This is a genomic window from Streptomyces fractus (genome assembly GCF_049844455.1).
GTDB classification, from domain to species: Bacteria; Actinomycetota; Actinomycetes; order Streptomycetales; family Streptomycetaceae; genus Streptomyces; species Streptomyces fractus.
This window is the reverse complement of record NZ_JBMYHI010000002.1, coordinates 8322261-8344922: the sequence shown is the minus strand read 5'-3', so window position 1 is coordinate 8344922 and position 22662 is coordinate 8322261. Positions and strand designations below refer to the sequence as shown.

Sequence of the window (22662 nt, the reverse complement as noted above, 5' to 3'; positions counted from 1 at the left end):
GAGGAAGTTCATGTCCAGGTCTGTGGTCGTCGTCATCGGTGTGGGCGGCATGGGGAAGGAGATCGCCCGACGTCAGGGCCCCGGGGTCCGGCTCGTCGCGGCCGATTTCGACGGGGAACTGCTCGCCGGGGCGGCCGACGAGCTGACGGCCGACGGTTACGAGGTCACACCGGTGCGGGTCGATGTCTCGGACCGGGCGTCGGTCGCCGCGCTCGCCCGGCAGTCCGCGGCGCTCGGCCCCGTCACTCAGGTCGCGCACACCGCGGGCCTGTCACCGGTGCAGGCGCCGACGGCGGCGGTGCTCGCCGTGGACCTGCTCGGGGTGGCGCTCGTCCTGGAGGAGTTCGGCGAGGTGGTCGCGGAGGGCGGCGCGGGTGTGGTGATCGCGTCCATGGCCGGGCACATGACCCCGCTGCCGCCCGAGGTCGAGGCCGCGCTGCGCTCCACACCCACCGACGACCTCCTCGACCTCCCGTTCCTGCGGCCGGACACCCTGTCCGACCCCGGCGCCGCCTACGCCCTCGCCAAACGCGCCAACCAACTGCGCGTCCAGGCCGCTTCGCTCACGTGGGGTGCGCGCGGGGCCCGCATCAACTCGGTCAGCCCCGGGGTCATCTCCACCCGGATGGGCCGCGCCGAGCTGGCCGGCGAGTCCGGCGCCCACATGCGCGCGCTGATCGAGGGCTCGGGCACGGGCCGCGCCGGCACCCCGAACGACATCGTGGAGGCGGCGGCATTCCTGCTCTCCCCCTCCGCGTCCTTCATCACGGGCACGGACCTCCTGGTGGACGGCGGAGCGGTAGCCGCCATCTCCAGCCCTCCCACCCCCTGACCCACCCCCGCTCGAGCAACACCCATTTCAAGCCCCTCCGCCAATCAAGTCGCACGCATTCCGGGCCCCGAGGCGACGGAGCGGCGAACCCTTCAAGCCCCCCGAGGCGACGGAACCACGGACCTTTCAAACCCCCGAGACGACGGGCCCGCGGACCCTTCAAACCCCCAAGGCGACAGAGCCACGGACCTTCCAAGCCCGCAAGGGCGACGGAACCACGGACCTCTCAAACCCCCGAGACGACGGGCCCGCGGACCATTCAAGCCCCCAACGCGACGGAACCGCGGATCCTTCAAGCCGCCGAGGCGACGGCGCGGCGGATCCTTCAAGCCCCCCGAGGCAACGGAGCCGCGGACCATTCAAGCCCGCAAGGCGACAGAGCCACGGACCTTCCGAGCCCCCAAGGCGACAGAGCCGCCGATCTTCCAACCCCCCGAGGCGACGGCGCGGCGGACGATTCAAGCCCCTGCGGCACCGGAACCGCCGATCTTCCAAGCCCCCCAAGACAACGGCGCCACAGACCTTTCAAGCCCCCCGAGGCAACGGAACCGCCGACCTTCCAAGCCCCTCCAAGACAACGGCGCCGCGGATCATTCAAGCCCCTGCGGCGATTGAGCAGCGGGGTCCGGGGCGGAGCCCCGAGGCGTAGGAACGGCTCCCCGCACCGGACCCCGGCCCCGGCCCTGGCCGAGAACCCACCCTGGACGCGCCGCCGGCCCGGCGGGAGGCTCAACGCGAGACCCGCCCCACGAAGGAGCCCCCCATGGCCGACCGCCAGGTCCTCGTCCTCGACCCCACCGCATCGAACCACCACGCCGAACACCTCGCCCTGCGCACCCGCGGCCCCGCCACCCGCGTCGACATCCTCGGCGTGACCGCCTGGTCGGTCTCCGATCCCGCGCTCCTCAAGCAACTCCTCACCAGCCCGCACATATCCAAGAACGCGCGGGCGCACTGGCCAGGGTTCGCCGACGCGATCGCCACCTGGCCACTGGCCCTGTGGGTGGCGGTCGACAACATGTTCACGGCCTACGGCAGCGACCACCGCCGCCTGCGCCGCATGATCGCCCCCGCGTTCTCCGCCCGCCGCATCACGGCGTTGCAGGCCGACATCGAATCGCTCGTCACCGGAATCCTCGACCCGCTCGACGCCCTCCCGGCCGGCGCCGTGGTCGACCTGCGCGAGCGCCTGGCGTACCCGCTGCCGATCGCCGTGGTCAGCCGACTGATGGGGGTGCCCGAGGGCCAGCGGGAGCAGTTCCGCACGATGGTGGACCAGATCTTCGCCACCACGCTGTCCGCCGAAGAGGCCGCCAAGAACACGGCCGCCGTCTACGAACTCCTGGGCGAACTGATCGAGTCCAAGCGCGCCCTGCCCGGGGACGACATGACGTCCCTGCTCATCGCCACCCGCGACGAGGAGGGCGACGGCGGCACCCTGTCCGACAACGAACTGCGCGACACACTCCTCCTCATGATCAGCGCCGGTTACGAGACGACCGTCAACGTCATCGACCAGGCCGTCACCTCGCTGCTCGCCGACCCGACCCAGCTCGCCCATGTCCGGGCCGGCCGCTGCACGTGGCAGGACATCGTCGAGGAGACCCTGCGCCACGAACCCGCGGTCAAGCATCTCCCGTTGCGCTACGCGCTCCAGGACGTCCCGCTCCCGGACGGCCAGGTGATCAGGACCGGTGAGGCGATCCTCGCGTCGTACGCCGCCGCGAACCGCCACCCCGATCTGCACGGCGACACCGCCGACGAGTTCGACGCCACCCGCCCGTCCAAGGAGCACCTCGCGTTCGGGTACGGCGTGCACTTCTGCCTCGGCGCCCCGCTCGCCCGCCTGGAGGTCGAGACCGCGCTACGTATGCTGTTCGACCGCTTCCCTGACCTCGAACTCGCCGTGCCCGCGCAGGAGTTGGAGCCGTACCCGACCCTCATCAGCAACGGTCACACCTCCCTCCCCGTGCGCCTGAAGCCGAACGGGCCCGCTCCGCGCCGATGATGTGACCGCACCGCGGTCGTCACGGACCGGGCGGGGCCCCCTCGGCGCGCCCCACCCGGAGCACCCCTTTTCACCCGATATGTATCGTGTATGACCGCACTGGTCCTCGCACACTTCGTCGTCGCGCTCTGCGCCGCCCCACTGATCCGCCGGGTGGGGCCGCGCGGGTTCCTCCTGCTCGCCCTGCCGCCCGCCGCCGCCCTCGCCTGGGCCCTGTCCCGCTGGAGCGAGGTGAGCGGCGGCGGGGCGAGCGAAGAGGCCTGGTGGTGGATCAGGGACTACGACGTCGAGATCGCGTTCCGGCTCGACGCCCTATCCCTCGTCATGGTGCTGCTCGCCGCCGGCATCGGGGCACTCGTCCTGCTGTACTGCGTGCGCTACTTCGACGGCGGCGCCCGGCAGTTGGGCTCCTTCGGCGGCAACCTCCTCGCGTTCGCGGGGGCGATGCTCGGACTCGTCCTCGCCGACGACCTCATGACCCTCTACCTGTTCTGGGAACTCACCACCGTCCTGTCCTTCCTGCTCATCGGCTACGACAGCGAGAAACGCGCCAGCCGCCGCTGCGCGCTCCAGGCACTGACGGTGACCTCGGTCGGCGGACTCGCCATGTTCGTCGGGTTCCTGATGCTCGGTCACCTGGCGGGCACGTACCGGATCTCGCACATCCTGGAGTCCCCGCCCGCCGCGAGCGGCACCCTGTCGGCCGCGCTCGTCCTGATCCTGTGCGGGGCGCTCGCCAAGTCGGCGATCTGGCCGCTGAGCATGTGGCTGCCGAACGCGATGGCGGCGCCCACCCCGGTCAGCGCCTATCTGCACGCCGCCGCGATGGTGAAGGCGGGCGTGTACCTGGTTGCGCGGTTCGCTCCCGCCTTCGCCGATGTCGCGCCGTGGCGCCCGGTGCTGCTGGTCCTGGGGTCGGTGACGATGCTGCTCGGCGGCTGGCGCGCGCTGCGGCTCAACGACCTCAAGCTGGTGCTCGCCTACGGAACCGTCAGCCAGTTGGGCTTCCTGGTGGTGCTCGCGGGCGCCGGCTCGTACAACGCCGCCCTATCGGCTATCGCGATGCTCCTCGGGCACGCGCTGTTCAAGGCGCCGCTGTTCCTGGTGACGGGGATCGTCGACCACGCGAGCGGGACCCGCGACCTGCGGGACCTGTCGGGCGTGGGGCGAAGACTTCCATGGGTGGCCGGAGTCGCCGTCCTCGCGGGCGCGTCGATGGCCGCGCTTCCGCCGCTGCTCGGGTTCGCCGCGAAGGAGGCGGCGTTCGACGCGCTGCTGCACGGGAGCGTCGCCGAGCGATGGGTGCTCGCGTGCGTCGTCGTCGGCTCCGCGCTCACCACCGCGTACACGCTGCGCTTCCTGTGGGGCGCGTTCGCCCGCAAGCCGGGGGTCGAGGACACGCCCGTGCACGGCGTCGGCGCCGCCTTCCTCGCGCCGCCCGCACTGCTTGCCCTCGCGTCGCTGGTGCTCGGCCCCGGCATCGGCTGGACGGCGCACCTCTTCGAGCAGTACGCGCGGCAGTACCCGGTCCCCGCGCACCCCTACCACCTGGCGCTGTGGCACGGGTTCGGGACGGCGCTCGGCCTGTCCGTGCTCGCGTGGGCGGGCGGCGCGGCCCTGTTCCTGGCGCGGGAGCCGGTGGTACGGCTCGGGCGGCGCGTCGCCTGGCCCAAGGCGGACGAGGTGTTCGGCCGGACCGTCCTCGGCCTCGAACGCTCCGCGCTCCAGATCACGGGCGCGGTGCAGAAGGGCTCGCTGCCCTCGTACGTGGCGACGGTCCTGGGCGTCATGTTCGTCGGGCTGCTCGCGGTCCTCGCCACGGACCGGCCCTGGGGCGCCACCCCCGCGCCCCGCCTGTGGGACCACCCGATGCAGGCAGGCGTCGGCGCGCTGACGTGTGCGTGCGCGCTGATGTGCCTGGTGGTGCAGCGGCGCATGAAGGCGGCGGTGCTCGCCGGCCTGACCGGGTACGGCACGGCGCTGCTGTACGTCGTTCAGGGCGCGCCCGACCTGGCGCTCACCCAGTTCGGCGTGGAGACGGTGTCGACCGTGGTGCTCGTCCTCGTCCTGCGGCGCCTCCCGGTGTTCTTCGGTGACACGCAGCGGACCTGGCGGTGGGGTGTGAGCATGCTGCTCGCGCTGGGCAGCAGTGTGGCGGTGGCGTGTGCGGTGTGGCTGGCGACGGGCGCGCGCACGGCGGAGCCGGCGGGCGCCGCGCAGGTCGAGGAGACCGCGCACCACGGCCTCAAGGACGTCGTCGCGACGATCCTCGTGGACTTCCGGGCCTGGGACACCATGGGCGAGTCGGCCGTCCTCGCCGTCGCCGTGCTCGGTGTGACGAGTCTGCTGTACGTGCACCGCCGCCAGGGCCGGGCGACGGCGCCGCCGCCGCGGCTTCCGGGCGGGGTGACCGCGTGGTCGCTGGCGACATCACGGCTCAAGGTGCCCGCCAAGTACCAGCAGGGCGCGCCCGAGCGCAGCTGGCTGGTGGCCGGTGACACGCTCGCGCCCGAGCACCGCTCGGTCGTCTTCGAGGTCGTCGCCCGGCTCGTGTTCCACCCGATCCTGATGCTGTCGGTGTACCTGCTGCTGTGCGCGGAGAACCTGCCGGGCGGCGGCTTCGTCGGCGGTCTCGTCGCCGGCGTCGCACTGACGATCCGTTATCTGGCGGGCGGGCGGCACGAGTTGGCGGTGGCGGCGCCGGTCCACCCGGGCTTCTTCACCGGGCTCGGCCTGACCCTGTCGACGTCGGTCGCGCTCGTCGGGCTCGCCGACGGCACGGTGCTGCACGGCTGGACCTGGCACGGGCACCTGCCGCTGATCGGCGACTGGCACGCGAGCACCGCCGTCATCTTCGACCTCGGGGTGTATCTGCTGGTCCTCGGCGTGGTCCTGGACGTCGTACGGGCGCTCGGCTCGAAGATCGACCAGCAGACCGAGTACAGGGCGAGTCTCGCGCTCGCCGGGGAGGCGCAGAACTCGTGACCGTCAGTCTCACCCTGCTGGTCTGCGCGGTCGTGCTGACCAGCGCAGGCGGGATCCTCATCCACACCCGCAGCCTCACCCGGGTGCTCGTCGGCATCATCGTGTGCGGCAACGGCGTCAACCTGTTCGTCCTCGCCTCGACGGGGACGGCCGGTCTCCCGCCGCTGCTCTACCCGGGCGTCGACGCGACCCGCGTGACCGATCCGCTGCCGCAGGCCATCATCCTCACCGCCGTGGTCATCACCCTCGCCACCACGGCGTTCGTGCTCGCGATGGCGTACCGCAGCAGCCAGTTGACCGGTTCGGACTTCGTGCCGGACGACGTCGCGGACCGGCGGGTGGTGCTGCGCGCGGAGATCGCCGCCGAGCGCGCCGAGCTGCGCGAGATCCACCGCGGCGAGGGCCCGAGCGCCTGGCGCGAGGAGCGGCGCGAGCAGCGCCGCAGGCTGCGCGCGAACCGCGCCTACCAGGCCCGCGCCCGGGACGCGGACGGCGACCTGTGGGACGACGTCCTCGGCGCGGACCCACCCGAGCCCTCGACAGCCGACCCGGCCGAGCCCACCGAGACCCGCCCGGAGGAGACCCGGTGAACTCCCTCGTCCCGCTGCCCGTCGTGCTGCCGCTCGTGGTGTGCGGACTGACCCTGTTCATCGGGCCGCGGCTGCGCTGGCTGCACCGCCTCATCACGGTCGGCGTGCTCGCGGGCGTCGTCGCGGTCGATGTCATCCTGCTCGTCGAGGCCGACCGCACGGGCCCGCTCGTGGTCCACCTCGGCGACTTCGGTCCGCCGCTCGGCGTGACACTGGTCGCCGACCGGCTCGCCGCACTGATGCTCCTGGTGTCCGGCGCCGTCACCTTCATCGTCCTCGTCTACGCGATGAGCCAGGGCATGGCCGACCGCGAGGAGCGGGCACCGATCGCCGTGTTCCACCCGGCGTACCTGGTCCTGGTCGCGGGGGTGTCACTGACGTTCCTCGCGGGTGACCTCGTGAACCTCTACGTCGGCTTCGAGATCATGCTGATGGCCAGCTTCGTGCTGCTCACGGTGGGCGCCACGGAACCACGGGTGCGGGCCGGATCGACATACGTCGTCGTCTCCCTCGTCTCGTCCCTGGTGTTCCTGTGCGGGATCGCCGTGACCTACGCGGCGGTGGGCACGGTGAACTTCGCGCAGCTCGCGCAGCGCATGCCCGAACTCCCGCAGGGAGTGAGCACGTTGGCGGAAGTGCTGCTGCTGACGGTGTTCGGGGTGAAGGCGGCGGCGTTCCCCGTCGCGGCCTGGCTGCCCGACTCGTACCCGACGGCCCCCGCGCCCGTGACGGCCGTGTTCGCCGGACTGCTCACCAAGGTCGGTGTGTACTCGATGATCCGCGCGGACACGCTCTTCTTCCCCGGCAACCGGCTCTCCGGCGCGCTGATGGCCGTGGCGTTCGCCTCGATGATCATCGGGATCCTCGGCGCGGTGGCCCAGACCGACCTCAAACGCCTGCTGTCCTTCACCCTCGTCAGCCACATCGGCTTCATGCTGTACGGGCTCGCGCTCGGCACCCGGGGCGGCATCGGCGGCGCCATCGTCTACACCGCACACCACATCACCGTACAGACGACGCTGTTCCTGGCCGCGGGGCTGCTCGAAAAGCGGTACGGGACAACGGAGTTGACGCGCCTGGGCGGCACGATGCGCTCGGCGCCACTGCTCGCCGCACTCTGGTTCGTGCCCGCGATGAACCTCGCGGGCATCCCACCGCTGTCCGGGTTCCTCGGCAAGCTGGGCCTGATGCGGGCCGGTGCGGCGGCCGGTGGTGTGTGGTCGTACACGCTGCTCGCCGCGGCCGCCGTGACGAGCCTGCTCACCCTGTACGTGATGGCGAAGGTGTGGAACCTGGTGTTCTGGAGGGCCGCCCCCGCCCGGCCCCCGTCCGAGGACGATGTGCTGGAGGAGAGCGACGACCCGGACTCGGCACCCGAGGAGAACGGCGGCGACACCGCGGTGGCGACCGCCGTGTGCGTACGCACCACCATGCGCGTGCCCCGCGTCATGACCGCGGCGACGGCCGCCGCGGTCGCCCTCGGCCTCTCCTACACCCTGCTCGCCACCCCGCTCACCGGCCTCGCCGACCGCTCGGCCGCCGAACTCCTCTCCCGCACGCCCTACGTGGAGGCGGTGCTCGACCAGTGAACACCTCACGCCCCAGGGGCCGTTGGCGCCGCATCGACCTGCCGCTGATCGCCTGGCTCACGGTGATCTGGACGCTACTGTGGACCGGCCTCAGCTGGGGCAACGTCATCAGCGGCGTGGTGGTCGCGGTCCTGCTGTGCCTGGTCTTCCCGCTGCCCGCCGTCGAACTCGACCTGCGCCTGCGGCCGGTCGGCATCGTCCGCCTCGCGGGCTACCTCCTGTACGACATGACCTCGTCGACGGCCACCGTGACCTGGCAGACGCTGCGCGGCAGGCCGGGCCCCGCGGCCGTGATCGCGATCCCGCTGCGCTGCCGCACCGACCTGATGATCGCGGCGACCGCCGTCGCCGTGTCCAGCGTCCCGGGCGGCGCGCTCGTCGAGGTCAACGGCACCACCGCCACCCTGTTCCTGCACGTCGTGCACGCCGACGACCCGCGGGCGGTGGACCGCGCCCGCGCCGACGTGCGGCGCCTGGAGACCCTCGTCGTACGGGCCTTCGGCACCCGCGAGGAGATCGCCCGGCTCACGGAGCCCGCCTCGCACGACGCACCCCAAGGAAGGACGCCCGACGCATGAAGCTGGCCAACGACCTCCTGCTCAACGGCGCGCTGGTGCTGATCCTCCTGGCCGGCGCGCTCCTCCTGGTGCGGATCTGGCAGGGGCCCTCGATGCTGGACCGGGCCGTGTCCGTCGACATCGCGGCCGTGCTCATCATCGCCGGGATCGGGGTCAACGCCGCGATCACGCGCACCAGTTACTACCTGTCGATCATGCTGGTGATCGCCTTCCTCGGCTTCACGAGTTCCGTGGCCATCGCCCGCTTCATCGCGGCGCGCGACCGGCCGGCGGCACGGCCGCGGGCCGGCATCATCTCCCTCAAGAAGGACCAGCCCCCCACGAAGGACCAAGGCTCCAAGGAGCGCCCGTGAACTGGCACGACGTCACCGATCTCGCCGGATCCATCCTGCTGTTCGCCGGGGCCGCGGTCTGCCTGACCGGCGTCATCGGCATGCTCCGGCTGCCCGATGTGCTGACCCGCAGCCACGCGGCGACCAATCCGCAGACCCTCGGCATGCTGCTGCTCGTGGCGGGCGTCGCGCTGCGGCTGCGCTCGGGCGTCGACCTGGGCACGCTCGCCCTCGTCGCCTTCTTCCAGCTCCTGACCAGCGCGGTCGCGGCGCATCTGGTGGCGCGGGCCGCGTATCGAACGGGTCAGGTCGGCGAAGTCGCGCTGCTGCGGGACGAGTTGGCGTCGGCGCGCCGACAGTGAGGCCGACCCATCACTGAGGCGGCCTTCCGTCAGTGCGAACCCGGCGTGTGACCGAACGCGCGCCGGAACACGTCGATGAACGCGCTCGTCGACGACCAGCCGCACAGGTGCGCCACGTTCGTCACCGGCGTCCGCTCGGCGAGCAGGATCAGCGCGTGGTGCAGGCGCAGTTGGGTGCGCCACTGCGGGAACGTCATGCCGAGGTCGCTCCGGAACAGCCGGGACAGCGTACGGTCGCTCGCCCCGACCTCCCGGCCCAGTTCCGCCAGGGTGCGACGGTCGGCCGGATCCGCGTGCAGAAGATCGCAGACGGCGCGCAGCAACGGCGCGGCCGGCGTCGGCAGGTGCAGCGGCTGCTGCGGTGACAGCTTCAGCTGGTCGAGCAACACCCCACGCAGGCGCGCCCGTTCGGGGCTGCCGACGTCCGTGGTGTCCGGGGACCCGGTGCGCGCGTACTCGATGATCAGCTCGCGCAGCAGCGGGCCGACGGCGAGCACGGCCGGGGTGTCGAGGCCGAGCGGGTTCTCGGTCGCCGGCAGCCCCACGAAGTGCAGTTCGACGTCGCCGTGGGCCTGGTGGGCGTGCACGGTGTCGGCGGGCACCCACAGGGCACGGGTGCCCGGCGCGACCCAGGACCCGGCGTCGGTGGTGACGGCGACGACGCCCCGGCCCGCGTAGGCGATCTGGTGGTCGTCGTGCCGGTGCGCGTCGATCTCGGCTCCGTGCGCCAGGTGCCGGGTGCGGGTGGGGGCCACGGGGGTGTGCCGAACCGGGTGAGGTACCAGGTGGGATACGGGGTGGCCTACGGCGTGGCGGTTCTTCGGCATTGTCTGGCAGGTTATCGGAAGCGGGACAGCGGGTCCGGTCGCGACGATGACCGGGTGCGAAAGAACACCTCCATCCCCCTTCTCTCCGTCGGGCACGCGTGCGTGGACGTCTACCAGGGCGCCGTCGCCTCGCTCGTGCCGTACTTCGTCGCCGAACGCGCCTACAGCTACGCCGCCGTGTCCGGCATCGTGCTCGCGGCCTCCCTGCTTTCGTCGGTAGCACAGCCGGTCTTCGGTCTGCTCACCGACCGCAGGGCGATGCCGTGGCTGCTGCCGCTCAGCACCCTGCTCGCCGGCGTGGGCATCGCGCTGAGCGGGGTGAGCGATTCGTACGCGGTGACGCTCGCCGTCGTCGCGGTGTCCGGGATCGGTGTGGCCGCCTACCACCCGGAGTCGGCGCGGGTGGCCCGGCTCGCGAGCCGCGGCAGTCACAGTGCGATGGCGTGGTTCTCGCTCGGCGGCAATGTCGGTTTCGCGCTGGCCCCGCTCCTGGTCGCCACCGCGGTGGCCACGGGCGGGCTACGGTTCACTCCCTTTCTGGTGCTGCCCGCGGCGGCCGGCGCCGCGATCTGCCTGCCGGTGCTGCGCGCGCTGGGGCGCCGGGAGAACGCGTCGTCGGCCACCACGGCGCCCCCGGCCGGGGACGACGTACCGGCGTTCGTCCGCCTGTCGCTCGCGGTGGTGTGCCGCTCCATCGTGTTCACCGGCCTGAGCACCTTCGTCTCCCTGTACGCGGCGCAGCGCATGGGCGGCAGCGAAGTGGCGGGCACGGTGGCCCTGTTCGTGCTCTACGTGGGCGGCGCGGCCGGCAGCGTCCTGGGCGGCGCGCTGGCGGGACGCTGGGACCGGGTCACCGTCTCGCGCTGGTCGTACCTGCTGACGGCCGCGTCGGTGGCGGGCGTGGTGTGGGTGCCGGGTCCGGCGCTCTACGCCTTCCTCGCGCTCACGTCGGCCGGCCTGTACGTGCCGTTCTCGCTGCAAGTCACGCTCGGGCAGGACTACTTGCCCTCGCGCGTCGGCACGGCGAGCGGCATCACGCTCGGCCTCACGGTCAGCATCGGCGGCCTGGCGAGCCCCCTCATCGGCACCGTCGCCGACCAGACGTCGCTGCGCACCGCCCTGACTCCGCTCATCCTCATGCCGCTGCTGAGCTGGCTGCTGTTCCGGACGCTGCCGGAGCCGAAGGGGACGGTGCCCGACGACTCCGGCAAGGACGCGCCACGCCCGCGCACCGGCGTGACCCGCTGACGACGGCGCCTGTCAGCCGGTGGCGACGGCGCCGTCAGCCGCCCACGGTCGCGCTGTTCCGCGAGCCCTGCGCGTTCACCGCGGGGCGGGGCCGGTCGGCCGTCGCGGGAACCACTTCGCGCACGGTCACGGCCAGGCTGTTGTTCGCGGTGAAGTAGGGGCCGATCCGCACCTGCCGTCCCGTGTCCCCTTCATGGAAGGCAGGGGGGACCGCGTCGGTGCCCTTGCGCTGGGCCACGTCTCCGCCGATGCGGCCGACCGGGATCCGGGCGCCGCCATCGACGAGGTGCAGGTCCCAGAACTCACGGTCCTCGCCGGATGCTCCGCACCGCTCGGCGAAGTCGGCGTGCGGCACGGAGAACCACACGTGGTCGCCGGACACCACGACCTCCGCCGACGCGAAGGCGGTGTCCTCGCCGCGCCGCGACGCCACCACCACGGTGTCACCGCCCAACGGCCGTCCGGCGTACCGGCCCTCCACGATGAGGGCGGTCCCGCCCGTGTCCACGGTGCCGATCTCGAGGTGTGCGGGGCGGGCCCAGGCCCGTACGGCGAGATGTCCCGTGTCCGTGGTGCGGGGGATGCGGGAGGTTACCTGACCCCCCGTCACCTCGGGTGTGCGGCCCACCAGTTCGGCGGTCTCCACCGTCAGGGACTCGGCCCGGCGACGTACGCCGTCGTCCGTGCGCTCCACGTACGCGGTCCACTCCCCCTCGGCCAGCACATGGTCCCGGCCGATGCGGGCGCGCAGGGAGTCCTGCTCCCGGTGGAGCGGGAGGCGCAGTGTGTCGTCGCCCCGCTTCAGGAGCAGCGCGGCTCGTGGTGTGTGCACGCCGGTGATGTCCACCACGAGGTCACCGTCGGACGTGACTCGCGTGCGCGCCACCGGTTCGAGACCGGGAAGGCGGGTGAGGCGCTTGGCGCGCCGGGGCATCACGGTGCGGACGGCGGGGGCGAGGACGGGGGTGCGCAGGGACGCGCGCAGGACGGGGCGTGCGACGGTGCCGACGCGCTCGCGCACCGGGCGCCGTACGCGACCCGTGGTCGGCGGCGCCGGGGCGATCGGTCCGGGTCCGCCCAGCTCCGACACCAGGTCGAGGAACCTTTCGGCCGCGGTCTTCGGGGTGAAGGTCAGCGCCTTCGCCCGCGCCACCCGCGCCATCGCGTGGCGCCGCTCGTCGTCCTCGATCAGGTCGAGCAGCGCGGCGGCGAACGCCTTCGGGTCGCCGGGCTGCACCAGGTATCCGTCGCGTCCGTCGTCGATGATCTCGCCGGGCCCGTACGGGCAGTCGGTGGCGACCACCGGGACACCCGCGTGCATGGCCTCGACGAGGGTCATGCCGAAGGACTCGGCGTTCGACGAGACCGCCGCGATGGCCCCTTTCGCCCACTCCGGCTCGATGGGCGCGACGGCTCCCATGAGCCGCACGTGATTGCTCAGGCCCGCCGCCAGGACCTGCTGGCGCAGCCGCCCCGCGAGGCGGCCCCGGCCGTAGAGGCGCAGCGACCAGTCGGGGCGCTCGGCCACGACGTGCCCGAAGGACTCGATGAGCAGGGCGTAGTTCTTCACCGGGATGAGGCGGCCCGCCGCCACGACCACTTTGTTGCGCCCGGTCGACGGGGCGACATCCGGTACGGGGACCCCGTTGGGGATGCAGCGGATCTCGGTGTCGACCGCGGGCAGGGCGTCGCGATAGCACTCGGCATCGGCGTAGGAGACGGTGGTGAAGGCGTCGAGGCCGGCGATCGCCCTGTCCTGGGCCGACTGGATGGCCGGCTTGTGCATGCTGTGCGTCAGGTGTTCCTGCCCGATGCGCAGGGCGCCCTGGGGGCCGTACTCGGCGAGGAGCACATTGATGCCGGGCCGTGTTCCCACGATCACGTCGGCGTCGGTGCTGCCGAGCCACTCGACGACGCGTCTGTCCGTGAGGGTGCTGGAGTGGACGTAGGGGCCGTCGGCGCGGAGGTAGAGACGTGAGGGGTACGTCGCCGGATCGTGTTCCGGGTCGAAGTCCGGGGAGCCGCGCCGCGCCTCGACCAGCGAAAGGATTCTCACTCCGGGTGCCGGCTTCAGTGCGGGGTGTTCCCTGGATCGCACGACCGACGCGATCTCCACTTCGTGGCCCGCCTCGGCGAGCGCGCCCGCGAGGTTCATCGTGGAGCGGATGGTGCCGCCGATACCGAAGGCATTGAAGAGCAGAAAGCTGATTTTCATCCGTGGGACGCCCGTTCTGTGATGCCGAGGCTGACGCGCGGGTTGACGTCTCCCGTCAAATTAAATGCCCAGATCGGGGCATATGCGACTTAAGGTGATGTGTCGCGCGCCAAGTTTTGGCTGGTGACGGGCAGTTGGGTGTCCGCCATATGGACGCCGGGTCCGACTGGCCGGCTGACCGACCGTCCGCTCGCCCCGAATTCGCCGCCGCGGCTTCGTCAGTTACGCGCCGCGTCCACCCCACTACGGACGGGCGATGTCAGGCGGCCGTCCCTCGCGGCGACCGCCATCACGGCGAGCCCGAGGGCCGCGATCGCCGCGCCCACGTACAGCGGCGCGGTGTAGCCGAGGCCCGCGCCGATCGCGAGGCCGCCGAGCCACGCGCCCAGCGCGTTCCCGACGTTGGAGGCCGACACGTTGGCGCTCGCGGCGAGCGGCGCGCCCCCGGCGGCGTCCGTGACGCGGGTGATCATGCCGGGGACGGCGGCGAACCCGAAGACGCCCATCAGGAAGACGAGGACCACCGACGCGATCCGTGAGTGCGCGAGGAGGCCGAACAGCGTGAGCGTCGCGGCGAGCCCCGCGAGGGCCACGAGCAGCGTCCGGTCGCGGGCCAGGTCGGACGCCCGGCCGCCGCCGATGTTGCCGAGCACGAGTCCGCAGCCGTACACGATGAGCAGCCAGGCGATCGTGGTGTCGGCGAAGCCGGTGACCTCGGTGAAGGTGTACGCGATGTAGCTGAAGGCCCCGAACATGCCGCCGTACCCGAGGGCGGTCGCGGCGAGCGTCAGCCAGACCTGCCGGGAACGGAAGGCGCGCACCTGCGGCCGCAGGCCGCCCTCCGCACGACGGGCCTCCTCCACCGTGCCCGCCGCGGCCGGGACCCACACGGCGAGGGCGGCCACCGCCGCGACGCCGATCCCGGTGATCGCCCAGAACGTGGCACGCCACCCGAACCGCTCCCCCACCAGCGCGCCGAACGGCACGCCCAGCACATTGGCGACGGTCAGGCCCGCGAACATCACGGCGACCGCACGCGAGGCCCGTTCCGGAGCCACCATGCGGCGGGCGACGAGCGAACCGATGCCGAAGAACGAGCCGTGGCACAGTGCCGCGACGATCCGCCCGAGCAGCGCGACCGCGTAGGTGGGCGCGACGGCGGAGAGCAGATTGCCGAGAACGAAGAGGACCGTCAGCCCGACGAGGACGGTCTTGCGGTGGATGCGGGTGGTGGCGGCGGTCAGCAGGATCGCCCCGATCGCGACACTCAGCGCGTACCCGGAGATGAGCCACCCCGCGGCAACCTCGGAGACGTCCAGACCCCGGCTGACCTGCGGAAGCAGCCCCGCGATCACGAACTCCGTGAGCCCGATCCCGAAGCCGCCGAGGGCGAGAGCGACAAGCCCGGCGGGCATGCGCCGCGTCTCCCCGTCCCCGCCCCCTGCGATGGCCACGCGCACATCATGGGGAGCGGCGGCCGGGCCCGGCAAGACCGCGTGGGGACGCGACGTGACCGGGATGCGACGTGACCGGGATGCGGCTCGGCCGGACGCGGCGTGGCCCGGTGCGGACGCCTTCAGTCACCGCCGGAGGCGCCGCCCCTTCCGGTTGATACGCAAGTAAAGACTTGCCTATGCTGAGGCCGTGGCCGATGACCTTTTCAAAGCCTTGGCCGACCCCACCCGCCGCACGATCCTCGACGAGCTGACGCGGAAGTCGGGGCAGACACTGTTCGAGATCTGCTCCCGGCTGACCATGAAGCATCGGCTGAACCTGTCCAGGCAGGCCATCTCCCAGCACCTCGCCGTGCTGGAGGCCGCCGGACTCGTCGAGACAAGGCGGGAGGGCCGCTACAAGTTCCACGAGCTCAACACCGCCCCGCTGCGCGAGATATCGCGGCGGTGGCTCGAGTCGGCAGACCCCGCACAGGACCCGGAAGAGAGCACCTCATGAAGATCCACATGACCAGCGTCTTCGTCGACGACCAGGCCAAGGCGGAGCATTTCTACACCGAGATCCTCGGCTTCAAGAAGAAGCACGACGTGGATCTGGGCGGGGGCGTCCGCTGGCTGACCGTGGTGTCGTCCGAGGAGCCCGACGCCGCCGAGCTGCTCCTGGAGCCCTCGGGTCACCCGGCCGTCAAGCCCTACCGGGACGCGCTGATCGCGGACGGCATCCCGCTCGCCCAGTTCGCCGTGGACGACGTGCAGGCCGAGTACGAGCGGCTGACCGCGCTCGGCGTGCACTTCACCCAGGAGCCGCTGGAGATGGGCCCGGTCACGAGCGCCGTACTCGACGACACCTGCGGCAACCTCATCCAGATCGCGACGGAACCCAAGTAGTTCCGAGTCCGGGTCCGGGTCACGCGTGGGCCCGGGTTCGGCAGTCAGCCGCTGCCGGTGAGTTCGCCGCTCAGCTTTCCGTGCAGGGCCGCGCTGTCCGGGTTGAAGCCGACGATCTCGACGGTCTTGCCGCGCTCCGCGTACTTGGTCTCGATCGCGTCGAGCGCGGCGACCGACGAGGCGTCCCATACGTGTGTCGCGGAGAGGTCGATGACGACCTTGTCGGGGTCGCCGGCGTAGTCGAACTGCGTGACCAGGTCGTTGGAGGACGCGAAGAAGAGCTCACCGGTGACCGAGTAGACGACCTGGCCGCCGTCGGGGTCGGTGACCGAGGTGACGTTCGCGACGCGGGCGACGCGGCGGGCGAAGATGACCATCGCGGTGATCGAGCCGACGACGACGCCGATCGCGAGGTTGCTGGTGGCGACCACCACGACGACGGTCAGCACCATCACGACGATCTCGCCGGCCGGCATCCGCTTCAGCGTCTTCGGGGCGATGGAATGCCAGTCGAACGTCGCGAAGCACACCATCACCATGACGGCGACGAGCGCGCCCATCGGGATCTCGGAGACGACGGGCCCGAAGACCACGCACAGCACCATCAGGAACACACCCGCGAGGAACGTCGACAGGCGGGTCCTCGCGCCGGACACCTTTACGTTGATCATCGTCTGCCCGATCATGGCGCAGCCGCCCATGCCACCGAAGAAACCCGTAACGATGTTGGCGATGCCCTGGCCGATCGACTCGCGGGTCTTGGACGAGCGGCTGTCGGTGATCTCGTCGACCAGCTTCGCCGTCATCAGGGACTCCATCAGCCCGACGAGCGCCATGGCGAGCGCGTACGGAGCGATGATCTTCAGCGTGTCCAGGGTGAACGGCACGTCCGGCAGCCCCGGCACCGGCAGCGAGGACGGCAGCGCGCCCTTGTCCCCCACGGTCGGCACCGCGATCCCGGCGGCGACCGTGATGACCGTCAGGATGACGATGGAGACGAGCGGGGCGGGGACGACCTTGGTGACCTTCGGGAAGAACACCATCAGCGCGAGCCCGGCGACGATCAGCGGATAGACGGCCCACGGCACGTCCGTCATCTCGGGCACCTGGGCCATGAAGATCATGATGGCGAGCGCGTTGACGAAGCCGACCATCACGCTGCGCGGCACGAACCGCATCAGCTTCGCGACGCCGAGCGAGCCGAGGACGATCTGGAAGACACCGGCGAGGATCACCGCGGCGACCAGGTAACCGAACCCGTGCTCCCTGTTGAGCGGCGCGATCACCAGCGCGACGGCGCCGGTGGCGGCCGAGATCATGGCGCGCCGCCCGCCGACGATGGAGATCGTCACCGCCATCGTGAACGCGGCGAACAGACCGATCTGCGGGTCGACGCCCGCGATGACCGAGAACGAGATCGCCTCGGGGATCAGCGCGAGCCCCACCACGAGCCCGGCCAGGATCTCGGTGCGCCACACCTTCGGGTCGGACCACCAGTCGGGGCGCAGGCGCCGCAGCCGGGCGGCCGGGGACGGGACGGAAGGCGCGGAGGAGGGGGACAAGAGAAAGTAACCTGTCGTGGTCGGGCACACCGGCGTCACGCGGCCTGTGCGTACGGAAGGACGGGCGGCGCACGGCCGACCCTGACGACCAGCAACTCTACCCTAACGTTAGGGTAGAGATCGGTGTCGCCGACTGTGGCCTCGGTGACACCACGCAGACACGGAGAAAGGCGCCGCGTGAGCAGCGAGCACATGCAGATCGGCGAGGTCGCCACGCGGACCGAGCTGTCGTTGCGCACCATCCGGCACTACGAGGAGACGGGCCTGGTCATCCCGTCCGCCCGCTCGCAGGGCGGCTTCCGCCTCTACACCGAGAACGACGTGGCCCGGCTGATGGTGATCCGCCGCATGAAACCGCTCGGCTTCACCCTCGACCAGATGCGGGACCTCCTGGACGCCACGGACCGCCTCGACGCGACCCCGCCGCCCGAGGGCGACGAGCGCGAGCAACTCCTGGACCGTGTACGCCACTTCGAGCAGGCCGCGGCCGACCGCGTCGCGGACCTGCGCAAACAGCTCGGCCGCGCGGAGGAGTTCGCGGGGACGCTGCGGGAGCGGCTGGACGGGGCCGGGGCGGTGTAGCGGGGGCGTGTGGCGGGGACGGTACAGCGGGCGCGGTGTAGCGGGCGCGGTGTAGCGGGGGCGGTGTAGCGGGGGCGGTGTAGCGGGCGCGGTGTAGCGGGGGCGGTGTAGCGGGGGCGGTGTAGCGGGCGCGGTGTAGCGGGGACGGCGAAATCCGCTACCCGGGCCTGGCGCCGCGTGCCAGGATCGCGCCATGACACGCACCGACATGCCGCCGTCCTGGGACGAGCGCACGATGCTCACGACCTTCCTCGACTACGCGCGCGCCACGGCCGTCGCCAAGTGCGCCGACCTCGCGCCCGAGCACGGCGGCGCGGCGCCGCTGCCCGGTTCGCCGCTGATGACGCTGGGCGGCCTGATCAACCACCTTCGGTGGGTCGAGTACCACTGGATCCAGGTGATCTTCCTCGGCGAGGAGGACGCGGGCCCGTGGACGGACGAGGACCCGGACCGCGAGATGCGGCTCGGCGCCCAGACCCCGATCCCCCAACTCGTCGCCGAGTACGAGGAACAGAGCGCCCGCTACCGCGGCTTGGTGGCGGACACGGACCTGTCGGCGACGGCGAAGCGCCCGGTCAGGGACGGCACACATGTCACCCTCGGCTGGATCCTGATGCACCTGATCGAGGAGACCTCGCGCCACAACGGGCACATCGACATCCTGCGGGAGATGGCCGACGGCGCGGTGGGTGACTAGAGGCGCCGCTATGCCTCCCGGCAGCGGTCCCTGACCTCGGGGAGCGGGTGGAAGCCGGCCGCCTTGTAGGTGGCGACGGCCGCGGTGTTGGCGCTCGGTGTGCCCACGAGGGCGCTCGACGCGCCGAGTTCGCGGAGCGCGGCCGCCGCGGCGAGGGAGATCGCCGCACCGTGACCGCGACCGCGGTGGTCCCGGTGCACACCCATCGGTTCCAGCAGCCCGGGCCGTCCCGGCCCCGCCGACCACACCGTCACCGCCGCCACGGCCGCGCCCCCGTCGTCGTACGCGAGCAGACACCGCGCCTCCCCGTACGGCGCTCCGGAAGCCATGGCGTGCCAGCGCTCCGTGTCGAACGTCGACCCGTCGAACGCCGCCCGGTGCACGGCGGCGTACGCCTCCGCCCGCTCGGGCCCCGCCACCTCGATCCGGACGGCCGGGAGCCGGACCGGCTCGGTGAGATCGCGGCGCAGCGGCGTCCACGCCTCGCCGGTGCGCCAGTCGGCCCCGGCCAGGAGGTCGTGCACCAGGGCGCCCCGGGGGGCCTCGATGTCGGCCGGCCCGTCGGGCAGGACACCACGCCCCGGCTCCCCCACGTCGCCACGCAATTGCCGCGCCAGCTCCACGTCTTGGTGGGCGTGTGGCGCGAGGGTCAGCCGCAGCAGGGTGGGGCCGTCCAGCAGTCCGACGGCGACGATCCGCCCACCACGCCGCCACGTCCGCACCGCCGCGGCGGTCCGCTCCGCGCCGTATCGCCAGTACCAGCCCAGGTCGCCGGGATGCAGCTGCATCGGCGCCGTATCGTGCTGCCACGCCCGCAGAACGTCGACGACCTCACCCAGCGCGTCGACGCGCGGCGCTCCCAACTCGATGGTCATGCGGTCGATGACACACGACGGGCCCCGGTGTCCGCCACCTGATTTCACCCGCAGTCCAGCACCATCACCGCCACATGCAGTCCCGTCCGCTGCTCCCCCGACTCCAGGTCGCAGCCGAGCAACCGCTCGATGGAGCGCAGACGTTGGTAGAGGGCCTGGCGTGACACCCCGGCCTCCTTCGCCGCGAGGGACTTGTTGCCGGCCGCCGCGAGGTAGGCACGCAGGGTGGGGAGCAGGTCGCCGCCGTTGCGGTCGTCGTGGTCGACGATGCGGGAGAGGTGACGTTCGGCGAAACGCTGGAGGCGGGCGTCCTCGCGGAGCAGGCGCAGGAGTTCGGGGAGGCCGATGTCGGCGGGGACGTGGAACCAGCGGTCCGTGGTGGCCGGGTCGACGGCCTCCGCCGTCTGTTCGGCCTCGCGGAAGGAGTGGGCGAGGGATCCGAGGTCGGTGACACCGGGACCGATCGCGACGACGGAGCCGGGCCCTATCTCGTCGCGGGCGAGGCGTCCGATCCGTTCGGCGACGGGCTGCCAGGCGCTGGCCCGGGCGAGCGCGAGGACGGCGGCGATGAGGCCGGGGCCGATGCGTCCGACCAGGGCGCGGACCCCGGAGTGGGCGAGTTCGGTGGCGATCCGCTCGTCCAGCTTGTCGTCCGCGGCGGTGGGGTCCGGGTGCCGGATGGCCACCGCGAACAGCCGGTGGCTGTGGGCGGGAAGACCGAGGGCCTCGGCGCGGGCGCGGGCGTCGGCCGGTGAGCGGAAGCGCCCGGCGCGCAGGTCGCGCAGGACCGAGCGGTGGGCGCGGCGCTCCCAGGCAGCGGGTCCGGTGAGCCGGGCCACGGTCAGTGCGACGGCGGCCTGTTCGAGGACGATCCGGTGTTCCGGGTCGGCGTCGGAGTCCGCCGACTGCGGGAGGAGGAGCAGGCGGCCCCACGGGCCTCCGTGGTCCGAGACGGAGGCGACGAGCCAGCCCTCGGGGCCGCTGGGCGCGACCCGGTCGGGGGTCGGCGTGGCGCGTGAGCGACGGGACCAGGCGGAGACCACGGGTTCGTAGGGGCGGCCGAGGAGTTCGCACATCAGGACACGGTGGGTGAGGTCCTCGAGGACGACCGGGGCGCCCGTGAGTTCCGCCGTCGTGCGGATGACCTCCTCCGCGTCGGCGCGGCGCAGCGTCAGGGCGGTGAACACCTCCTGGATCTGCCGTCCGCGGCGCAGGAGTTCGCCCTGCGCGTCGAGGATGAGGGCGTGCACGCTTTGGGTGACATCGATGAAACGGACGCCGCGGGCCAGCTCGATCAGCGGCAGCTCGCGGGCCTGGCAGGCGGCGACGAGTTCGGCGGGCACGCGCCGGTAGCGGTAGCCGAGTTCGACGACGAGCCCGGCGGCACCGACGTCCGCGAGCTGATCCACGTATCCGCTCAGCCGTGACGCGTCCTCCGGGTAGGGCATGCCCGTCGTGAGGAGCAGTTCCCCGCCCTCCAGGAAGTCGGCGGGGTTGAGGAGCTCGGTGACATGGACCCAGCGCACCGCGCGGTCGAGTCGGTTCCCGCCCGCCAGGACGCGGGGCAGTCCCTCACTGAGCACGGGCAGTTCCAGTACCTCGCGGAGGCTGAGCGACCGGGTGCGGGTGCGGGACGGCGCCTTCTCGGGGTGCATTTCGATCACGTTGACAGGGCTTCGGGGTCCCGACAAGACAGCTGTTGTTACGTTTCGAAGTCCGGACACCGGTCGCGACGGCGCGCGAACAGAACGTCAACACACGGCCGCTGGACGGAACAGAGTGTGCGTTGACCTGCGCCTGCGTCCGCGCCGAGAGTGTGGGGCACCGGAGGACGGCGCTCGCCGAAGGCCGCCGACAGGTCCGGTTCCGGTGCGAGAGGAGATCCGTATGACCGCTCGTCCGCGTATCGCAGTGGTCGGTGTCGGCACCATGGGAAGCCAGACCATGTGGCGCCTCGCCGCTCGCGGCGCCGATGTCATCGGCTACGACCGCTACGCCCCCGGGCACGACCGGGGCGCGGCCGGCGGCGAGAGCCGGATCTACCGGGCGGCACACCTCGGCGAGCCCGCGTACCGGCCGGTCCTCGCCCTCGCGGACCGGCTGTGGGAGGAGTTGCAGCGGGACACCGGCCGTCAACTGCGGCGCCGCAGCGGTGCCTTGATCATGGGTGAGGCCGATTCCGGGCCGATCCGTACGCTGCTGGAAACCAGCGAGACGCACGGCCTCGACCATGAGGTGCTCGACCCCCGTGCCATGGCCGACCGTTACCCGATGCACCGGATGCCCGAGGGGCACATCGCGGTCCTCGACCGGGAGGGCGGCATCATCCGCCCCGAGGCCTCCGTGCTGAGCGCGGCCCGCCGCGCCGAACAGCTCGGGGCGACGCTGCGCCGCTACTGCACGGTCCGCGAGCTTCGGCCCGTGGCCGGCGGAGGTGTGGACGTGATCGGGGACCACGGCGTGGACCGCGTCGACCGGGTCGTGGTGACGGCGGGGCCCTGGGTGAATCTGCTGCTGCCCGATCTGCCGCGCCCGGTGGAGGTCCGCCGCCTGATCAGCTCCTGGCACGTGCCGACGACGCACGACTGGTTCGCGCACGGCGCTCCCCCGTTCGTCCGCAGCGCCCCGCGCGACTGCTACGGCCTCCCCTCCCCCGACAGGCTGACCGTGAAGATCGGGCTCTCCCGGCCCGAGCACCGGCTCGTGCGGGACCCCGAGCGGCTGGATCGCGAAGTGCAGCACCCGGAGGAGCTGGAGACGTTCCGCACGCTCATCGCGGACCTCATGCCCGACCTCCACCCCGACCCGGTGCGCCTGAACGTCTACATGGAGGGCTACACCGAGTCCTCGAATCCGCTCGTCGGGCCGCTGCCCGGAGCCGAGGACATCCTCGTCCTCGCCGGCTTCTCGGGCAGCGGATTCAAGATGTCTCCCGGCTTCGGTGAGATCGCCGCCGACCTCGCGCTCGACGGGAAGACCGAGCATCCCATCGGTTTCCTCGCGCCGCGGCCCACGCACGCCAACTGAGACACCTCCCC

The 22662-nt window shown here is 72.0% G+C and carries 20 protein-coding genes; 14 read left to right on the top strand and 6 right to left on the bottom strand.

The features are described 5' to 3' along the window. Positions 1–10 precede the first annotated feature (10 nt). The 8 genes from ACP4E5_RS39955 (at position 11) to mnhG (ending at position 9276) form a co-directional block, all read left to right on the top strand. Complete coding sequence (locus tag ACP4E5_RS39955; protein WP_425838157.1) at positions 11–832, top strand: SDR family oxidoreductase; 822 nt, start codon at positions 11–13, stop codon at positions 830–832. 763 nt (positions 833–1595) lie between these two features. Further along, the gene (locus ACP4E5_RS39950; protein WP_425838154.1) at positions 1596–2840 is read left to right on the top strand and encodes a cytochrome P450 family protein; all 1245 of its coding nucleotides are present in this window, start codon (positions 1596–1598) and stop codon (positions 2838–2840) included. 90 nt (positions 2841–2930) lie between these two features. Beyond that, a complete protein-coding gene (locus ACP4E5_RS39945; RefSeq protein ID WP_425838151.1) occupies positions 2931–5825 on the top strand; it encodes a Na+/H+ antiporter subunit A in 2895 nt (964 codons plus the stop codon). Then, positions 5822–6415: a Na(+)/H(+) antiporter subunit C gene (locus tag ACP4E5_RS39940; RefSeq protein WP_425838148.1), complete on the top strand. Its 594-nt coding sequence runs from the start codon at positions 5822–5824 to the stop codon at positions 6413–6415. Before ACP4E5_RS39945 ends, ACP4E5_RS39940 begins: the two co-directional genes overlap by 4 nt. Beyond that, positions 6412–8004: a Na+/H+ antiporter subunit D gene (locus ACP4E5_RS39935; protein ID WP_425838145.1), complete on the top strand. Its 1593-nt coding sequence runs from the start codon at positions 6412–6414 to the stop codon at positions 8002–8004. Before ACP4E5_RS39940 ends, ACP4E5_RS39935 begins: the two co-directional genes overlap by 4 nt. Next, complete coding sequence (locus tag ACP4E5_RS39930; RefSeq protein WP_425838142.1) at positions 8001–8582, top strand: Na+/H+ antiporter subunit E; 582 nt, start codon at positions 8001–8003, stop codon at positions 8580–8582. Before ACP4E5_RS39935 ends, ACP4E5_RS39930 begins: the two co-directional genes overlap by 4 nt. Further along, positions 8579–8935, top strand: coding sequence for an MrpF/PhaF family protein (locus ACP4E5_RS39925; protein WP_425838139.1), 357 nt, complete (start codon positions 8579–8581; stop codon positions 8933–8935). The genes ACP4E5_RS39930 and ACP4E5_RS39925 overlap by 4 nt, the downstream gene beginning before the upstream one ends. Then, positions 8932–9276: a monovalent cation/H(+) antiporter subunit G gene (gene mnhG / locus ACP4E5_RS39920; RefSeq protein WP_425838136.1), complete on the top strand. Its 345-nt coding sequence runs from the start codon at positions 8932–8934 to the stop codon at positions 9274–9276. Before ACP4E5_RS39925 ends, mnhG begins: the two co-directional genes overlap by 4 nt. A gap of 29 nt (positions 9277–9305) precedes the next feature. Here the strand turns inward: mnhG and ACP4E5_RS39915 are convergent, their stop codons facing one another. Further along, positions 9306–10103 carry an AraC family transcriptional regulator gene (locus ACP4E5_RS39915; protein ID WP_425838133.1) on the bottom strand — a complete coding sequence of 266 codons (798 nt, stop codon included), beginning with the start codon at positions 10101–10103 and terminating at the stop codon, positions 9306–9308. A 54-nt stretch (positions 10104–10157) separates the two neighbouring features. Here ACP4E5_RS39915 and ACP4E5_RS39910 point away from each other — a divergent pair, with 54 nt between their 5' ends. Further along, positions 10158–11351, top strand: coding sequence for an MFS transporter (locus ACP4E5_RS39910; RefSeq protein WP_425838130.1), 1194 nt, complete (start codon positions 10158–10160; stop codon positions 11349–11351). 34 nt (positions 11352–11385) lie between these two features. Here ACP4E5_RS39910 and ACP4E5_RS39905 read toward each other — a convergent pair whose 3' ends face one another. Together ACP4E5_RS39905 and ACP4E5_RS39900 are read right to left on the bottom strand one after the other, a co-directional pair. Then, a complete protein-coding gene (locus ACP4E5_RS39905; RefSeq protein ID WP_425838127.1) occupies positions 11386–13566 on the bottom strand; it encodes a glycosyltransferase in 2181 nt (726 codons plus the stop codon). Between the two features lie 218 nt (positions 13567–13784). Continuing rightward, the gene (locus ACP4E5_RS39900; RefSeq protein ID WP_425842000.1) at positions 13785–14981 is read right to left on the bottom strand and encodes an MFS transporter; all 1197 of its coding nucleotides are present in this window, start codon (positions 14979–14981) and stop codon (positions 13785–13787) included. Between the two features lie 229 nt (positions 14982–15210). Between ACP4E5_RS39900 and ACP4E5_RS39895 the strand changes: the two genes are divergently transcribed. Both ACP4E5_RS39895 and ACP4E5_RS39890 read left to right on the top strand, forming a co-directional pair. Beyond that, on the top strand, positions 15211–15519 hold the full coding sequence (locus tag ACP4E5_RS39895) for an ArsR/SmtB family transcription factor (protein WP_425838124.1): 309 nt from the start codon (positions 15211–15213) through the stop codon (positions 15517–15519). Beyond that, positions 15516–15908 (top strand): VOC family protein, encoded by a 393-nt coding sequence (locus ACP4E5_RS39890; RefSeq protein WP_425838121.1) that lies wholly within the window; start codon positions 15516–15518, stop codon positions 15906–15908. Before ACP4E5_RS39895 ends, ACP4E5_RS39890 begins: the two co-directional genes overlap by 4 nt. A 44-nt stretch (positions 15909–15952) precedes the next feature. Here the strand turns inward: ACP4E5_RS39890 and ACP4E5_RS39885 are convergent, their stop codons facing one another. After that, positions 15953–17470, bottom strand: coding sequence for a SulP family inorganic anion transporter (locus ACP4E5_RS39885; protein ID WP_425838118.1), 1518 nt, complete (start codon positions 17468–17470; stop codon positions 15953–15955). 177 nt (positions 17471–17647) lie between these two features. On the opposite strand from ACP4E5_RS39885, the gene ACP4E5_RS39880 reads away from it, so the two are divergent. Both ACP4E5_RS39880 and ACP4E5_RS39875 read left to right on the top strand, forming a co-directional pair. Further along, positions 17648–18052, top strand: coding sequence for a MerR family transcriptional regulator (locus tag ACP4E5_RS39880; RefSeq protein ID WP_425838115.1), 405 nt, complete (start codon positions 17648–17650; stop codon positions 18050–18052). A gap of 193 nt (positions 18053–18245) precedes the next feature. After that, on the top strand, positions 18246–18749 hold the full coding sequence (locus ACP4E5_RS39875) for a DinB family protein (protein WP_425838112.1): 504 nt from the start codon (positions 18246–18248) through the stop codon (positions 18747–18749). Between the two features lie 8 nt (positions 18750–18757). Here ACP4E5_RS39875 and ACP4E5_RS39870 read toward each other — a convergent pair whose 3' ends face one another. Further along, positions 18758–19624: a GNAT family N-acetyltransferase gene (locus ACP4E5_RS39870; protein WP_425838109.1), complete on the bottom strand. Its 867-nt coding sequence runs from the start codon at positions 19622–19624 to the stop codon at positions 18758–18760. 44 nt (positions 19625–19668) lie between these two features. Continuing rightward, complete coding sequence (locus ACP4E5_RS39865) at positions 19669–21279, bottom strand: PucR family transcriptional regulator (RefSeq protein ID WP_425838107.1); 1611 nt, start codon at positions 21277–21279, stop codon at positions 19669–19671. 232 nt (positions 21280–21511) lie between these two features. Between ACP4E5_RS39865 and solA the strand changes: the two genes are divergently transcribed. Then, positions 21512–22651 carry an N-methyl-L-tryptophan oxidase gene (solA, locus tag ACP4E5_RS39860; RefSeq protein ID WP_425838104.1) on the top strand — a complete coding sequence of 380 codons (1140 nt, stop codon included), beginning with the start codon at positions 21512–21514 and terminating at the stop codon, positions 22649–22651. The last annotated feature ends 11 nt before the right edge of the window (positions 22652–22662 follow it).

What these genes read in the sequence shown, in the direction of transcription:
- ACP4E5_RS39905 (WP_425838127.1), bottom strand. Translation starts at nt 13,566, where the DNA reads ATGAAAATCAGCTTTCTGCTCTTCAATGCCTTCGGTATCGGCGGCACC.
- ACP4E5_RS39950 (WP_425838154.1), top strand. Translation starts at nt 1,596, where the DNA reads ATGGCCGACCGCCAGGTCCTCGTCCTCGACCCCACCGCATCGAACCAC.
- ACP4E5_RS39915 (WP_425838133.1), bottom strand. Translation starts at nt 10,103, where the DNA reads ATGCCGAAGAACCGCCACGCCGTAGGCCACCCCGTATCCCACCTGGTA.
- ACP4E5_RS39945 (WP_425838151.1), top strand. Translation starts at nt 2,931, where the DNA reads ATGACCGCACTGGTCCTCGCACACTTCGTCGTCGCGCTCTGCGCCGCC.
- ACP4E5_RS39875 (WP_425838112.1), top strand. Translation starts at nt 18,246, where the DNA reads ATGACACGCACCGACATGCCGCCGTCCTGGGACGAGCGCACGATGCTC.
- ACP4E5_RS39865 (WP_425838107.1), bottom strand. Translation starts at nt 21,279, where the DNA reads ATGCACCCCGAGAAGGCGCCGTCCCGCACCCGCACCCGGTCGCTCAGC.
- ACP4E5_RS39955 (WP_425838157.1), top strand. Translation starts at nt 11, where the DNA reads ATGTCCAGGTCTGTGGTCGTCGTCATCGGTGTGGGCGGCATGGGGAAG.
- ACP4E5_RS39925 (WP_425838139.1), top strand. Translation starts at nt 8,579, where the DNA reads ATGAAGCTGGCCAACGACCTCCTGCTCAACGGCGCGCTGGTGCTGATC.
- ACP4E5_RS39900 (WP_425842000.1), bottom strand. Translation starts at nt 14,981, where the DNA reads ATGCCCGCCGGGCTTGTCGCTCTCGCCCTCGGCGGCTTCGGGATCGGG.
- solA (WP_425838104.1), top strand. Translation starts at nt 21,512, where the DNA reads ATGACCGCTCGTCCGCGTATCGCAGTGGTCGGTGTCGGCACCATGGGA.
- ACP4E5_RS39870 (WP_425838109.1), bottom strand. Translation starts at nt 19,624, where the DNA reads ATGACCATCGAGTTGGGAGCGCCGCGCGTCGACGCGCTGGGTGAGGTC.
- ACP4E5_RS39890 (WP_425838121.1), top strand. Translation starts at nt 15,516, where the DNA reads ATGAAGATCCACATGACCAGCGTCTTCGTCGACGACCAGGCCAAGGCG.